Below are 14,232 nucleotides of genomic sequence, written 5' to 3'. Positions count from 1 at the left end.
CTCCCGGTTGTCGTACCTGAGGGATGGTGGTGGCCGGCAGGCTGACCGGCGGTGTGCACGGGATCAGGGGCGAAAGGAATGCCCTTTCGGTGGCACGATGCGCACCCGCTCCGTGGCCGGCACGTTCTCGATGCCGTCGAGCTGCGTGGTGATCGTGGCGCGCATCTGGTCGTCGTCCTCGAACCAGTGGTCGTGGAAGAGCGTGAAGCCGGTCCACATCAGGTTGGCGCACACCCGGGCGGGCACCCGGCCGGTCTGCGCACCCATCCCGACCAGAGCCACCGAGCGAATGCTGCCCGGCACCTGACGGTTCTGCCGGTGGACGGCCTGGAACGCTGCGGCGCACGCCAGAGCCACGTTCAGCGTGTCCTTCACGTTCTGCGAGGACTGCACCATCGTCGGCGTCGATATCAGGTACCGCGGGACGGTCGCACCCGACGGGACGCAGACGGCACTGCCTATTGGGAGGGTCCCGGCGAACCGGTCGCGGATCGCCCGCTGCACGCGCAGCTGGATGCCGGCTCCGAGGTGCCGCTTGATGACGGCGTCGACCCCGCCGTCCATCCGGCCACGGGAGTTGGTCGGGGTGACCCACGTGTCGACGTCCTCGTCGAGGATCGAACCCTTGCGGATCTCGATCCCGGGGGTGTCCGCGAACGCCGCCCGCCACGCCTCCACCACATGCTCGTTGACGTCGGTCAGCACCACCCTGAGCGCGGGCTGCACACGGTTCTCGGTCATCGTCCACTCCTGTCGGGAAACGGCCCTTCCAACACCCCCGACGCTATCGGCCACCACTGACAACGCCGCGGCAGGAAGGGGACGATGACGTCGGCCCGAGCGGCTTGGTACCCAAGCCGCCCTCCGGTCTTGGACCGCGAGTTCTTCGTTGGTGGTGGCTGAGGCACGTGTCGCATGGCGCGCGTCGATATCCCTCGAAACCCTCAACCCGAGTGAGTGGGTTTGAGGAACAACAGCGGCGTGCCGGCTAGGAGCACCGTGACGCCGATGATTGATCCCCATCCGGCATAGAACAGGCTGGACCAGAGCACCCACAGGCAGCTGAGGGCGAAGATCGCCGGCGTCACCGGATAGAGCGGCACGCGATAGTGCGACTCGCCGCCGGATTCGCGGCGGCGGAAGATGTAGATCGAGAGGGAGACCAGCAGCATGAAGAACCAGAACACCGGCGAGGTGTAGGCGACCATCGCCTGGAACCCGACACGTGTGGCGGCTCCGAAGACGACGAGTGCGGCTGACACCGCGCCCTGCAGCACGAGCGCGCGGGCGGGAGTTGAACCGTGCTCCTTCCACGTACCGATCGAACGGAGCGCGGCCACATCACGGCCGAGCGCGTAGTACGAGCGCGACCCGGTGATGATCAAACCGTTGAGTGTGGTCAGAGTGGAGAGCACGACGACGACGCTCGTGATCGTCGCACCGGTGTCACCGGCGACGACGCGCATCATGGCGGAGCGGACAGCGTTGCTGTCACGGATGCCGTCGAGCCCCAGCACATGGAGATAGGCGAAATTCATCGCGAGGGATACCCCGATGACGATCAGAACGCCAACGACCAAGGCCCGGGCCATGTTACGCCTGGCATCCTCGAGCTCGCCCGAGAGATATGCGGCTTCGTTCCAGCCGCCGTAGGTCAGGAGAATGAACATCATCGCGAGACCGATGCTGCCCAGGGACGAGTCCTGAGGGGTTCCCTCCCGCGGCGTCGGCACCGTCGCGACGAACGCGGCGATGATGAGGCCGAGCATGGAGAGCACGGTGATGACCTCAACAACCTTCTGGGTCAGCTTTCCTGGCGTGGTTCCCACGTAGTTGACAAGGGTGAAAACCGTGATCGACACGAGGGCGTAGACGCCCGGACCGTACGCCCTGAGCGGCCACACCACATTCGCATAGTCGCCCATCACAAAGGCTGCGGCAGCGATGGCGCCGGGCTGGATCACCGTGCACCGCGCCCAGGCGAACAACAGAGCCACTTTCGGCCCGTAAGCTTCACGCAGAAACGCGTACTCGCCACCCGCGTCGGGGCGCGTGCTGCCCAGCTCGGCATAGCAAACCGAGCCGATCACCGTGATCAGTCCGCCGAGCAGCCAAAGCAACACGAACACCGTCTCGTCGCTCGAGTATTTCGCGACCAGCGATGGCGTTTTGAAGATGCCGATACCGAGGACGATGCCGACGACCATGATGGTGACGTCGGTGGGCGTCAGGCTCGCCCGGGGGACCGCACTGGCAGTTCCAGGCATCGGACTCCTTGCGGCGTCGGAAAGGGGAGCCGAGAAGGCATGGAAAGCGCCCGTGGATCGCTAGCGACCTCCAGTGGGCCCATCGCTCCTGGTCGACGGCTACGGGGAGCAGGTGTCGACCTCCCCGTCACCGATCGCATGCGCGGTGCACCCGATGGCCGTGGCCATGTTGTTGTCAGCCTGCCCCGCGGTCGCGTGGCTGTTGGCGCCGATGGCAGTGGCGTTGTTGTTGTCACCCTGGACCGCGTATGACGCACCAGTTGTTGCCCAGCGGCTGCTGGAGCGGCGGGTCAGCTGGATCGGCGCGCGGCTCCGTGTCCTCCCAGCGAGATCATTCCCGCGGCCGCAGCTACGGTGAGGGCCGCACGATGCCGCTGCGGAACCTGCCGGGGAACGGTGAGTGGTGCCCTGCGGAGTGAGTCATTCGCTTCCCTGCGTGAGCCGGAACAAACTGGCCGAATTGCCGGCAGCAGCGCCACACTGCTCAAAGGCGTGGACTGCAGGAGACCACAGTTCCGGCTCAACTGTGGCCCCTGGAGGAGTGGTGTCCTGAGGAGCAAGCCATTTGCTCATCCCCTGTGCGCTGCGAGAGGGCCGGCTGGGGTATGTGATTCGCTCGTACGGCCCTCGTCCGTGGGCGCCGACGCGGACACCGCCACCTTCGCCGGCGACGCCACCCACCTCGGCGCCACGGCAAGCCTCTGTCCGGGCAGCGACCAAGGCAAGTCCCGCCCGGCCGGACTGCTCGACGGGTGAATGGCGACCCGCTCAGCGCATTCGCCGAAGTGGCCGCCATCCGGCGCACCGGATCGGGACTCACCGAGGCAAGGTGATCCTCCGGCACCCCGGGGGAGGACATACTGAGTGGGGCGGCTTCGGACGGGCGGAATGCGCGAACTCACCTTCACGGCTTCGAGGAGACTCACGGCCGGGGGCTTCCTCTGGGCGTCATTGATTCAGATTTTCGTGGTGAACAATCTGATCGTCCTGCCTCATGCCTCGAGTCGGAACCTGGAAGAGCACATCATCTCGGCGCTCGGAGTGACGCGATGCGGTCTCATCGGGGGGTTCCGCTTCTGTTCGCCCTGGCACGAGGCCGCGGACATCGCCTGGATCGTCGGAGGGGTGTGCCTCACCTCGGCCGCCGTGCTCAACATGGTGATCTTTCCGGCAGACCGTCTCAGGAACCTCACGTTCGGCGTATTGGCCGTCAGTGGACTGGGACTCGTGTCCACCGGCTTCAATCCCTACAACCTCCGTCCGACCGTGCATCTCCTGTCCGCCGGAACGTGCTTCTTCTGCGGGGCTGTGGGCGTACTGCTCCTGGGGGGCATGCTCCGGCACGCGCGTCGGCCGTACTGGGGCGTCGCCGGCATCGCATGCGGCGTGACATCCATCGTCTCGGCCACGCTCACGGCCCTGAGACCGGACCCCGGGGTTCAAGGGCTGTTCGAGCGGATCGCTGCCTGGCCCAGCGTGGTGTGGATCATCTGGACCGGGGCGTTCATCCTCGTCTTCACGCGGCGAGCAGCCCACAGCATCCGAGACAGTCAGTGACGAGTTCGCTCCTGCATGCTCTCCTCCGCCTCCGTGACCTCGCCCGTCACCCGTGTCCCTGGGTGTAGCAGTGTGCACAGGCACGCCACGCCCAGCGCGATGGACATGCCGTAGAAGACCCACTGGTTGGCCTCGGCGAAGTCCATGTGCACGGCCTGGAAGGCGCTCCGCATCAGCGTGGAGGTCGGTCCGCCGTCGGTGGGACTGCGGTCGTCCGGGTGACCGGTGACCGCTTCCGCGATGTTGCGGGCCGCACCTTGGACCTCCGCCTCCGGCAGGCCCTTCGCGGTGAGTGTCTCCGCGACCCGGCTGGTCATGACATGGGTGAGGAGCGTGCCGAACACCGCCATGCCCAGAGCCCCCGCGTAGTTGCGCACGGTCTGGGTGACACCGGTGACCTCGCCGTACGAGGCGCCGATCGCCCGGTTCACGGCGTCGGTGGAGGCCGGGGAGAGCACGAGGCCCATGCCGGCTCCGGCGAGGCAGGCGTAGGGCCACTGGTCGTGGGCCGACAGGTCCGTCAGTTTCGCCGCCCACAGGGCGAATCCCGCGCAGGCGAGCGCCGTGCCGAGCTTCATCGTGGGCCGGGCACCGTGCTTGTCGAGGATCCTGCCGCCCCACTGGGCCGAGAGGCCGAAGCCGGCGAAAAAGTACAGCACGTAGAGCGCGGCCTGGTGGGGCGACGAGCTGAGCGAGATCTGCGCGTACACCGAGGCGAAGAACAACACGGGGACGAACGCCAGCATCGAGAAGAAGAGCACCAGGGTGTCGGCGGCGAATGCGCGGTCGCGGAAGACGCGCAGTTTGATGAGCGGTTCGTCGGTGCGCATTTCGTACCAGCAGAAGATCGCGAGGACGATGAGCCCGCCGATGATGCACGCCCAGGTGGGGAGGCTGGTCCAGCCCCAGGCGGATGACTGCTGGATCCCGAGGACGCTCAGCCCCATGCCGCCGGCGATGAGCACGGCGCCCGGCACGTCGAGCCGTTCACGCCTCCGGGCGTCGGGGATCCGGGCGAGGGCGGTCAGGACGAGGGCGACGACGGCCACGGGGAGGTTGACCCAGAAGATGGCCCGCCAGGTCCACGCGGTCAGCCAACCGCCGAGCAGCGGTCCGAGAGCGGTGAGCGCGCCGGCGAGGACGAAGAACAGGGCCAGCGCCCGGCCCCGTTTGTCGACGGGGACGACGGAAACGACGACGGCGAGGGCGGCGGGGAACACCAGCGCCGCGCCGAGCCCCTGGGTGGCCCGGAAGATGATGAGCCAGCTCTCGGCGAAGTCTCCGGGCGGCACCGAGCCGCAGAGAACGGATGAGACGACGAAGACGATCGTGCCCACCACCACCATCCGGCGGTGCCCGAAGACATCGGCGAGCCGCCCGCCGAGCGCGAAGCACGCGGCGAGCGCGAGCAGGTACGCGTTGACCACCCGCTGCATTCCGGAGGACGACAGGCCGAGTTCCTCGACGATGCTGGGGGCGGCGATGCTGACGATCGTCTGGTCCACGAAGATCATCGCGACGGCGAAGACCATGGCTGCGAGGGCGAGCGTCTGGTTCGGAGCGGTGCCTTGCCGGCCGGACAGCCACGGCACGGTGCCGCCTTGCCCACCGTTTCCGTGCGGAGCACCATGGGAGGAGCCCCCGGCGGCGCTCCCTCTGCCCTTCACAATCCTCATCTTCCCTGCCGGAGAGCCGGGCCGCACGCCGGTAGGGGGCGCCGAGAGGCGCTTGTACGCAGCCGCGACGACGGTACCCTCTCGTCGGCCGCCTCGTCATGGGCGGCCAGGAGTGACAGGTCCGCGGTGACGACGAAACTGTCTGCGGGGTGGAGGAGAGCCTTCGGGAGAGGGCCGATGCGGAGGCGACACCCCTTCCCACCGAGGGAGTCCCGGCAGCGCAGCGAGGTAGGGTGCCGGGCGGCGACGGCCTGGGGCGTCTCCCCGGCGGTGGCCGGGTGAGCAGGATCCGGAATCGACGGCCCGGGCCGCACGCCGCTTCCGTTTCGCCGACACAGACAAGGTGACCATGTTCGATCCGGTGCAGGAGAATCCGTACCCCGACACCCACACCCTCGGCGAAGGCCCCGAGCCGCACCCGCTGTTGACGCCCGTACTGGGGCTGGTGGGGTGCTGGCACGGCCGGGGCCAGGGCCAGTACCCCACGCTGGAACGGGATTTCCGCTACGAGCAGGAGGTCGTCTTCAGCCACGACGGGCGCCCCTTCCTGCGTTACGAGGCGCGCGCCTGGCTGGTCGACGAGTCCGGGGCCCCCATCCGGCCTGCCGGTCGGGAGGCCGGCTGGTGGAGGGTGACGCCTGACGCGGGCCTGGAGGTCGTCCTCGCCCACGCCACCGGGATCGTCGAGACGTATGTGGGCACGGTGTCCGGTACGGAGATCGAGATCGGGACGAAGGACGTGGCGCTGACCCCGCTGGCCAAGGAGGTCACCGGTACGCGCCGGCGCTACAGCATCGACGGCGACCTGCTGACGGTGGTGCACGACATGGCGGCGGTGGGGCAGCCGCTCCAGCACCACCTGACCACGCGGCTGCGGCGGCGCTCTTCCTGACGGCCCGGCCGAGGCCGGAACCGGCCCCGCGCCCGCCGGGCAGCGCCGGGGCGGAAGCGGGACGGGGGCCGGTGCCGGGCGGTCAGGCGGAGGAGCCGCTGTCGACGACCAGGTCGTGGCCGACCACGGAACCCGCCGCCGACGAGGCGAGGTAGAGGACCGCGGCCGCGACCTCCTCGGCCTCCGCGACGCGGCCGAGCGGGTTCTCGTTCTTGACCCGCTCTGCGCGGTCGGCCTCCGTCTCGCCCGGCCGCAGGGACATGGGTGCGGCGGAAGTTCCAGGGCTGACCGCGTTGATGCGCACGCCGTCGCGGATGTGGTCCAGGGCGGCTGCGCGGGTCAGTGCGGAGACGGCGGCCTTGGAGGTGATGTACGCGGCGGCGTTCGGGATGCGGGCATGGGCGCCCAGGTTCGAGGAGATGTTGACGATGGTGCCGCCGCCGTTCTCCCGCATGTGGGCGATCTCGTGCTTCATGGCCAGCCAGACACCGGTGACATTGGTCCGCAATACCGCGTCCCAGTCCTCCTCGGCGATGTCGCCGGCGGGCACCGTGCCGCGGAGTATCCCGGCGTTGTTGACGGCGATGTCCAGCGTGCCGAACCGTGCGACGGTCTCCCGGACGAGAGCGGCCAGTTGGGCGGAGTCGGTGACGTCGGCGGTGACCGCCTCGGCCGTGCCGCCGGCCGCCCGGACGAGGCGCACGGTCTCGTCGAGGGAGGCCGCGGTCCGGCCCGCGGCGACCACACGGGCGCCTTCGGCGGCGAAGGCGAGGGCGATCGCCCGGCCGAGGCCGGATCCGGCGCCGGTGACCAGGACGGACGCGTCGGCGAAACGGTTCATAGCGGTGGCTCCTTGTACGGGTGTCAGTGGGGGAGGGCTGTGGAGGAGAGCTGCCGTCACGCCCGGGCGCGGCGGCGTACGGAGTGCAGGAGGGCCACGGCGGCGAACGCGGAGGCCGTCGCGGCGAGCGAGGCGGCGCCGTCGCCGAGGGTGAGCAGGAGGGCGAACAGTACGGTCGGGCCGAACTCCATCGCGGTGTTCAGTACGCCGCCGGCCAGGCCGGCGTCCCGCGCGGGCACCCCCTCGGTGGCCAGGACGGCTGCTCCGGCGAAGGAAGCGGCGCCGCCCGCCGCGAGGAGGATGAGGCCGGGCAGCAGGCCGAGCGAGTACGGGGTGCCGGCGTCGAGGCCGGTGAGGGAGAGCAGCCCGAGCCCGGCCGCGCCGGTGGCCAGTCCCCCGGCGGTGACGGCGCGGGCACCGTGACGGGCTGTCAGGGGCCTGATCGCGCGGCCGGAGACGATCAGGGTGACGGCGAAGGGGACGAAGGCGGCGGAGGTGCGCAGCGGTGACCAGTCACGGTCTTGCTGGAAGTGGAGGGAGAGCAGGACGAAGGTGCTCGCGGTCCCGCAGGCGGTGAGCGCGACGGCCGCGAGGGATGCTGCCCGGCGCCGGTCGAGGAGGAATCGGGGCGGCAGGAGCGGGTCGCGGGAGCGGCGCTCGGCGAGGGGGAACGCGGCGAGCAGGGCGGCTCCGGCGGACAGCGGGGCGAGGACCGCCGCCGAGGTCCAAGGGCGGGCGTCGGTGGCCACGAGGCCGTAACTGACCAGGCTGATCCCGGCGGTGGCGAGCAGCGCTCCCGGCAGGTCCAGGCTCCTGCCCCGGCCCGGCACGGTGCCCGGCAGCAGCCGCGGCGCGAGGGACAGGGCGGCCAGGGCCACCACCGCGGGGACGACGAGGGCCCAACGCCAGGACAGCAGGGCGGAGATGACGCCGGAGAGCAGGTTGCCCGCGGTCGCGCCGAGGACCGAGAGCCCGCCCCAGGTGGCCATGGCCCGGCCGTAGGCGGCGGGGGACGGGAACAGGGCGCGTAGGACCGCCATGGCGGCGGGGGCGACGAGGGCCGCCCCGGCGCCCTGCGCGAAGCGGGCGGCGAGCAGGGCCGGGCCGTCGGGGGCGAGGGGGGCCACGAGAGAGGCCGCGGCGAACAGCGCGAGGCCCGCGGTGAGGGCGCGCCGCCCGCCGTACCGGTCGGCGAGACGTCCGCCGAGGAGCAGCAGACCGGCGAAGGCCAGGCCGTAGGCGGCGCTCAACAGGATCAGGTCGGCGCGCTGGAGGGCGAAGTCGCGGCCGATGCGGGGGAGCGGGACGGTGGTGGCGGCGAGGGTGTAGATGAGCGTGATCTGGATGCTGCCGAGCAGCGCGAAGGCGGGTCGGCCGCCTGTGGCTCCGGCGGAAGCGGGTGTGGCGGCGGGCGTGGTGGTTGTGGTGGTCGTGGTGCCGGGTGTGGTGATCCTGGTGGTGCTGGTGGAGGTCGTACTCCTCCCCATGTCCTTCCCCCCCTTGATATTTGACCGATCGTTCCATTATTTGGGCGTGCGGAAGAGCGCCGGGCGGCTCCTCCGCGGGCGTCGCGGTCAGTTCGGATCGGTTCGGGTCAGTCCAGCAGGGACAGTGCCTGCTCGGCCGCGTCCCGTACGCGGGCGGGGTCGGCCGAGGCCTTCCCGACGACCCGCACCCCCTGCAGCAGGACCAGCAGCATCCGCGCCAGGGCGCGCGGGTCGCGCTCCGGAGGCAGTTCGCCCTGCGCCTGCGCCCGGACGAGCGCTGCGTGCAGCAGCGTTTCCAGCCGGTCCCAGCTCGATTCGACCCGGCGGGCCGCCACGGAGTCGTGAGCGCCCAGCTCGGCGGCCGTGTTGGTGACGAAGCAGCCGTTCAGCCGCTCCTCCGGCGAGGCTGCCTCCGCGGCGAAACGGCGCACCACGGTCCGTACCGCCGGCAGGGCCGGCCCTGGCCCGGACAGGTCGGCGAAGAGCCGCGGGTCGACGGACTCCGCGTACCGGTCCAGCGCCTTGAGGTAGAGCTCGTGCTTGCTGCCGAACGTCGCGTAGATGCTCGCCCGGCCGATGCCGAGGTGCTCGACGAGGTCCGCCACCGATGTCGCTTCGTATCCGCGCCGCCAGAACAGCTCGAGGGCCGACTGGAGCGCGGCGTCCGGATCGAATTCCTTGGTCCTGGCCACAAACAAGATCATAGAGCTATCTGGAACGATCGGTCAATATTTCTCGTTCCGTTAGGGCCTGACCGCAGGGCAGGTCTCCGCCCGGGGCCGGTGGGGACAGCTGGTCGTCGCAGGAGTGTCGTGGGTGAGCGCGCAGATCATCCGCTCGCCGCGTCCGTTGTCGGGGTAGGTCGCGATGAGCTCTGCCGTGAAGTCCTTCCACTGGCGGGCGATGTCCTGGGTGGCAAGCCCGGTGGCCCGCTGAAAGTTGCCGTTCTTCGAACGTTCAGCGGCTTCGGTGTCCTTGTTGAGAGCGCGGTTGTGCTCGATGCGTCCGGCGCAGTCGGTGGGCTTGATACCGGTCGACTCGAAGTCCGGGTAGCGGCCGGTGGCCAGGTCCTCGGGAATCAGGCCGGCGGCTTCCTTGGTCCACTCGGCGTCGTTCATGGGGCTGTAGCGGCGGATGTCGAGGAACGGCGCGATGCCGGTGCGGTTCAGTCCGGGTGGGCTGGCCGTGCCGATGGGGCCGGCGTCGGCCTTGTCGGACCAGTTGCTGTGCGAGTAGAAGTCCTCGATCGGGTGCCAGCCGCGGCCGAGCTGTTCCAGGACGGTGCACTTGGCGCGTCCCGCCCTCCCGTTCCACGTGCAGGGGGAGCCCAGGTCGCTCCGGCGCGCGATGACCTTGCCCTGGGAGTCGACCGGCCCGTCGGCGTAGCGGACGGCAGCCCTCAGACGGGCGACGGAGCCACGGATGCAGGCGAGCAGTTCCGTGTTCGCCTCGTCGCGGGTTCGGGGGTACGCGGACGTGAATCGCGAGCCGAGGTGGTCGGCGTTGTCACAGTGCAGGGTGCCGAGCTTGAAGTAGTCGCCCTGGTCGTCGGCCACGATCGCCCCGTCGCGCGAGTCGGCCATCGCCAACAACGACCTGGGCTCCCACTTCAGGGCGCCGTGAGTGATCTTCTCGTGGTTGCCGCCGGAGAACGCCTGCGCCGGACCGGGTGGCCGCAGGGTCGGACATGCTCCGCAGGCGAGCGAGACGAGCGCAGTGCCGGGCAGTCGGCGGACGTATGTGGAGGCGCGCACCACAAGATCTCCAGAAACCTCGCAATGTTGCATAGACAGTACCAATGGGTGCCGAGGGTGGCCCCTGCGTGATCAGTAGTGCCCGAAGGGGGGCGCCGCCGGGGAGTGATGCGGCGAACCAATGAGGCTCGTATGCTCGAAGTGATCGAAATGACGACTTGGAGACCCTCGGGGTCCTCGGGGCCCTGACGGCCCTGACAGCCGTCGGGCCGGCCAGGGGCGGACTGTGGACCGCGTGCTCGGCGCAATCGTGGCTTCCTGCAGGCGCTCACCCGGGAAGGGGATCAATCATGTGTCGGTGGCTCGCGTATTCGGGAACCCCGCTCGTCCTTGAAACGATTCTGTACAAGCCCGCACACTCCCTGATCGATCAGGGTCTCCACTCCCGTCTCGGTGTCGAGACGACCAATGGTGACGGATTCGGCATCGGCTGGTACGCGGAGAACTCGAGCAACCCCATCCCGGCGGTGGTACGGGACATCGGCCCGGTGTGGAGCAACCGCAACCTGCGTGAGATCGCGCAGCACGTCAGATCCCCGCTGCTCTTCGCCCACATACGCGCCTCGACGGGTACTGCGGTGCAGCAGACGAACTGTCACCCCTTCCGCCACGGCCGCTGGCTGTGGATGCACAACGGCTCCATCGCCGAATTCCACACGCTGCGAAGGGAGCTCTGCCTGGCCGTGGACCCCGAGCTGTATGCCGACCTCGAGGGCTCCACGGACTCGGAGGTGATGTTCTTCCTCGCACTGACCCTCGGCCTCGACGCCGACCCCCCGAGCGCGGTGGCCCGGATGGCGGGCCTGGTGGAGCGAGTTGGCCACGCGCACGGCGTCGCTGCGCCCCTGCAGATGACCGTCGCCGTGAGCGACGGCTCGGCGGTCTGGGCCTTCCGTTACGCCAGCGAGGGCAACGCCCGGTCGCTCTTCTACAGCACCAAGGTCGAATCGCTGCGCGCGCTGCACCCCGACATGCCCATCCTGCGCGACTTGTCGGATGAGACCCGCCTCATCGTGTCCGAGCCGCTCGGTGACCTGCCGGGGGCTTGGAACGAGGTACCGGAACACAGCTACGGCGTAGTACTGGCAGGAGCGGACGACCTCCGCCCGTTCGCCCCCATTCCGACGTGAAGCTCCGCTCGCTACAGCGATCCCCTCAGATACACGCGTGTATACGTGACACGTGATGCCGACGCAGAGAAGGCGATCGAGCGCGTCTCACTGGTCACCGACACCTCGAGGCGATCCGGCCCGCCGCCGGTGATCCGCACCGCGCGCTCGGCTTCCGCCAAGATGCCCGACACCCGCAGGTCGGTCACCCCGGTGAACTCGACCCAGAAGCGGAGGGTGTTGTACGCCGACGCCGTCCACTCCGGCTTCGGGTGCTCCGGCAACTGCGACGTCTCGAAGCCGAAGGTCACGGAGGTGCCGCGCTCGTCGATGTGGACGTGGAAGAAGTGGCAGGTGTCCAGGTCGGGCACCGGCGCTGCGCCGTACAGGTCCCGCAGTTCCGGCCAGTCGTGGGAAGCAGTCATCTCACACACGCTCGTAGAAGGTGTTCACGTAGGCCGGAGGAAGCGCCGGATAGAGGCGGGTTTCGAGCGGACGGCTGAAGGAGCGCGGGCCGCTGTCCCCGCCGTCCGCTTCCTGCGTGAAGACGCTGATCCTCCCCGCCAGAACGGACGCATTCGCCGTGAACGACACGGCGACTCCGGGCGCCACCACCTGCACCGCCAGCCTGTGTTCCGGCAGAGCACGGAGAACGACATCCGCCGTGACCGGCGGCTGCCACCCCTCCATGAGGAAATCCTGCACCATGACGAACTGGATCTGGCACTGCATGGTGTCGCCCGGTGCGCCGTCCCAGCGGTCGGGGAACCGCGGGAGGTCGAGGCGCAGGGTGACGGTCGGGTCCCAGCCGTCCAGGTGTACCGACCGCAGCCGGACACCGGTCAGGTCGGGAACCTCATCGAAATACGGAGTGAAGTCCGCATTTACTACAAAATCAGTCCAGGTCATAGTAGTAATGCTCCTCTGCCCCTGGTATCTGGCCGTTCCGGGGGTCGTCACCGGGCCGGACACGGACATGGGCCGGTTGATATCCAGGTTCGCCCGGCTTCTGGTGACCGAACCAGTGGTCCTGGTAAACGACGATGTCACCGTTGGGTAGTTCGTACCACTCTTCGGTGTAGTAGATGGGCTGGTGGTCCGGCCCCATCAGCTGTTTGCCGCCCTGCCATTCCGGCGTCGTCGCCTTCACCCAGTCGTCAACGATCGCCGGCTGAGTGAGCGCCGGTACGGGGAGGGTGGTCGCGAGCCCGGGGACGGCGGTGCCGGAGCCGCGATCACCTCGCGGCTCCGGCAGCCGGGTTGGGGTCAGCCCGTGGTGTCGTTCAGGGCGGCGTCGGGGACCCAGGAGCCGTGGATCCCGGCGGTCACCCGGTGGGGCAGGTGGACCGTGGCGACCCGGTCGAGGCCGGAGGCGTCGAGAACCAGCAACTGCGAGGCGTCCTGCTTGAGGTCGGAGACGACGGTCAGCAGATAGCCGTCGTCCTCGCACGTGGCGCGGGCAGCGGGGACGAAGACGGCCTCGCTGGGCATGCGGGCGTCGCCCACCTGGTGGATGCGGCGGGCGCCGGTGGTGCGATCGTACTTGACGACGCCGTAGCCGCCGAAGCCCTTCTCGTCGGGGAAGCAGATGGCGTACTGGTAGCGGTTCTCGGCGCCCAGGTAACCCTCGTTGAGGGTCGGGAACTCCACCGGCAGGTCGTCGATGATCTGCTCGCCGACGGTGCCATCGGCCATGTCGATCACCCAGCGGCGGGTGTAGGAGCGGGAGCCGGGCTCGCTGCCGCGGTCGGGCGCGCCGACCCACCAGTTCCAGGAGAGCCGGAAGCCCTCGCGGTCCACGGTGGGGCCTTCCAGGACGATGCGACCCTGGCCGTCCTCGTAGGCGTTGGAGACGTGGAGCATGTTGCCCGGTTCGATGGAGAACCAGCGCATGTGCCGGGCGCCGTCGTTTCCGCGCGGCATGACACCGATGCGGGCGGGCTGCCGGTCACTCCAGCTGTAGGGGATGCCGGAGTGTTCCGCGGGGTCGAAGGTGACGTTGCCCTCGACGAACACCACGTGGCGGCGGGTGACGGCGAAGTCGTGCTTGAGCGCGGCGGTCGCTCCGGGGACCTCGGCGCTGTGGATGATCTCGCCCTTGGCATCGGAGACGTAGTACGTCAGGAACGGCGGGAACGGTGAGGACCCGAAGAAGTGGAGCTCCCCGGTCACCGGGTCCTCCTTGGGGTGCGCGGTCATCGCGTTGCGTAGCTTGGCGCCGAAGTCGTAGGCACCGACCGTCTCCAGCTCCGGGGTGAGTTCGAAGGGCAGGTTCGCCTCGCACAGCGCCAGGAGCCGTCCGGCGTGTTCGATGATGTGGGTGCCGGCGGTGCTGGCGGTCAGGTCGGGGCCGTGCTCGGTCATGTAGGGAGCGCCGTCGAGTGCGGGGGTGTGCACCCAGCGGTTGCGGTACCACTCGGCGCGGCCGTCACGCAGCCGGATGCCGTGGACCATGCCGCTGCCCTTGAACCAGTGGGCGGGGGTGATGCCGGGCTTGGGGTTGTGCCCGTTGCGCAGCAGCCGGCCGGTCAGCTCGGGGGGCAGGGTGCCCTCGACGGTGAGGCCGGTGGCGGTGACCTCCTCGACGAGAGGGGTGTAGTGGCCGGTCAGGTAGGGCTTCGCAGTCGTCATGGCAGGAATCTCTTTCGT

The 14,232-nt window shown here is 69.3% G+C and carries 15 protein-coding genes; 4 read left to right on the top strand and 11 right to left on the bottom strand.

Translation table 11 applies throughout. The features are described from left to right. Window positions 1-63: 63 nt before the first annotated feature. Window positions 64-741, bottom strand: coding sequence for a macro domain-containing protein (locus AB0M76_RS32470; RefSeq protein ID WP_365956328.1), 678 nt, complete (start codon window positions 739-741; stop codon window positions 64-66). 203 nt (window positions 742-944) lie between these two features. Then, on the bottom strand, window positions 945-2,267 hold the full coding sequence (locus AB0M76_RS32465) for an APC family permease (RefSeq protein ID WP_365956327.1): 1,323 nt from the start codon (window positions 2,265-2,267) through the stop codon (window positions 945-947). Window positions 2,268-2,900: 633 nt separating this feature from the next. On the opposite strand from AB0M76_RS32465, the gene AB0M76_RS32460 reads away from it, so the two are divergent. Continuing rightward, window positions 2,901-3,023, top strand: a complete 123-nt coding sequence (locus AB0M76_RS32460) for a hypothetical protein (protein WP_365956325.1) — start codon at window positions 2,901-2,903, stop codon at window positions 3,021-3,023. A 132-nt stretch (window positions 3,024-3,155) separates the two neighbouring features. Continuing rightward, on the top strand, window positions 3,156-3,824 hold the full coding sequence (locus tag AB0M76_RS32455) for a hypothetical protein (protein WP_365956323.1): 669 nt from the start codon (window positions 3,156-3,158) through the stop codon (window positions 3,822-3,824). Here the strand turns inward: AB0M76_RS32455 and AB0M76_RS32450 are convergent. After that, window positions 3,818-5,356 (bottom strand): MFS transporter, encoded by a 1,539-nt coding sequence (locus AB0M76_RS32450; RefSeq protein WP_365956375.1) that lies wholly within the window; start codon window positions 5,354-5,356, stop codon window positions 3,818-3,820. The genes AB0M76_RS32455 and AB0M76_RS32450 overlap by 7 nt on opposite strands. 493 nt (window positions 5,357-5,849) lie before the next feature. On the opposite strand from AB0M76_RS32450, the gene AB0M76_RS32445 reads away from it, so the two are divergent. Beyond that, window positions 5,850-6,392, top strand: a complete 543-nt coding sequence (locus tag AB0M76_RS32445) for an FABP family protein (protein ID WP_365956322.1) — start codon at window positions 5,850-5,852, stop codon at window positions 6,390-6,392. Window positions 6,393-6,474: 82 nt separating this feature from the next. On the opposite strand, the gene AB0M76_RS32440 is transcribed toward AB0M76_RS32445, so the two are convergent. From AB0M76_RS32440 to AB0M76_RS32425, 4 genes are all read right to left on the bottom strand, one after another. Continuing rightward, window positions 6,475-7,233: an SDR family oxidoreductase gene (locus tag AB0M76_RS32440; RefSeq protein WP_365956321.1), complete on the bottom strand. Its 759-nt coding sequence runs from the start codon at window positions 7,231-7,233 to the stop codon at window positions 6,475-6,477. A gap of 56 nt (window positions 7,234-7,289) precedes the next feature. Next, window positions 7,290-8,720 (bottom strand): MFS transporter, encoded by a 1,431-nt coding sequence (locus tag AB0M76_RS32435; protein WP_365956320.1) that lies wholly within the window; start codon window positions 8,718-8,720, stop codon window positions 7,290-7,292. Between the two features lie 107 nt (window positions 8,721-8,827). Next, complete coding sequence (locus AB0M76_RS32430) at window positions 8,828-9,412, bottom strand: TetR family transcriptional regulator (RefSeq protein WP_365956319.1); 585 nt, start codon at window positions 9,410-9,412, stop codon at window positions 8,828-8,830. Between the two features lie 51 nt (window positions 9,413-9,463). Continuing rightward, window positions 9,464-10,474 carry a hypothetical protein gene (locus AB0M76_RS32425; RefSeq protein WP_365956318.1) on the bottom strand — a complete coding sequence of 337 codons (1,011 nt, stop codon included), beginning with the start codon at window positions 10,472-10,474 and terminating at the stop codon, window positions 9,464-9,466. A gap of 290 nt (window positions 10,475-10,764) precedes the next feature. Here AB0M76_RS32425 and AB0M76_RS32420 point away from each other — a divergent pair, with 290 nt between their 5' ends. Further along, complete coding sequence (locus AB0M76_RS32420; RefSeq protein WP_365956317.1) at window positions 10,765-11,604, top strand: class II glutamine amidotransferase; 840 nt, start codon at window positions 10,765-10,767, stop codon at window positions 11,602-11,604. Between the two features lie 11 nt (window positions 11,605-11,615). Here AB0M76_RS32420 and AB0M76_RS32415 read toward each other — a convergent pair whose 3' ends face one another. From AB0M76_RS32415 to AB0M76_RS32400, 4 genes are all read right to left on the bottom strand, one after another. Continuing rightward, on the bottom strand, window positions 11,616-12,008 hold the full coding sequence (locus tag AB0M76_RS32415) for an Imm50 family immunity protein (protein ID WP_365956316.1): 393 nt from the start codon (window positions 12,006-12,008) through the stop codon (window positions 11,616-11,618). Between the two features lies 1 nt (window position 12,009). After that, window positions 12,010-12,492, bottom strand: a complete 483-nt coding sequence (locus tag AB0M76_RS32410; RefSeq protein ID WP_365956315.1) for an Imm50 family immunity protein — start codon at window positions 12,490-12,492, stop codon at window positions 12,010-12,012. After that, a complete protein-coding gene (locus AB0M76_RS32405) occupies window positions 12,479-12,733 on the bottom strand; it encodes an HNH/endonuclease VII fold putative polymorphic toxin (protein ID WP_365956313.1) in 255 nt (84 codons plus the stop codon). Before AB0M76_RS32405 ends, AB0M76_RS32410 begins: the two co-directional genes overlap by 14 nt. A gap of 116 nt (window positions 12,734-12,849) precedes the next feature. Continuing rightward, window positions 12,850-14,214 carry a carotenoid oxygenase family protein gene (locus AB0M76_RS32400; RefSeq protein WP_365956312.1) on the bottom strand — a complete coding sequence of 455 codons (1,365 nt, stop codon included), beginning with the start codon at window positions 14,212-14,214 and terminating at the stop codon, window positions 12,850-12,852. Between the last annotated feature and the right edge of the window lie 18 nt (window positions 14,215-14,232).

The organism is Streptomyces sp. NPDC051364 (assembly GCF_040682115.1).
In the GTDB taxonomy this organism is placed as follows: domain Bacteria; phylum Actinomycetota; class Actinomycetes; order Streptomycetales; family Streptomycetaceae; genus Streptomyces.
Note: the sequence above shows the minus strand (reverse complement) of the source record. Positions and strands in the feature narration are given on the sequence as shown.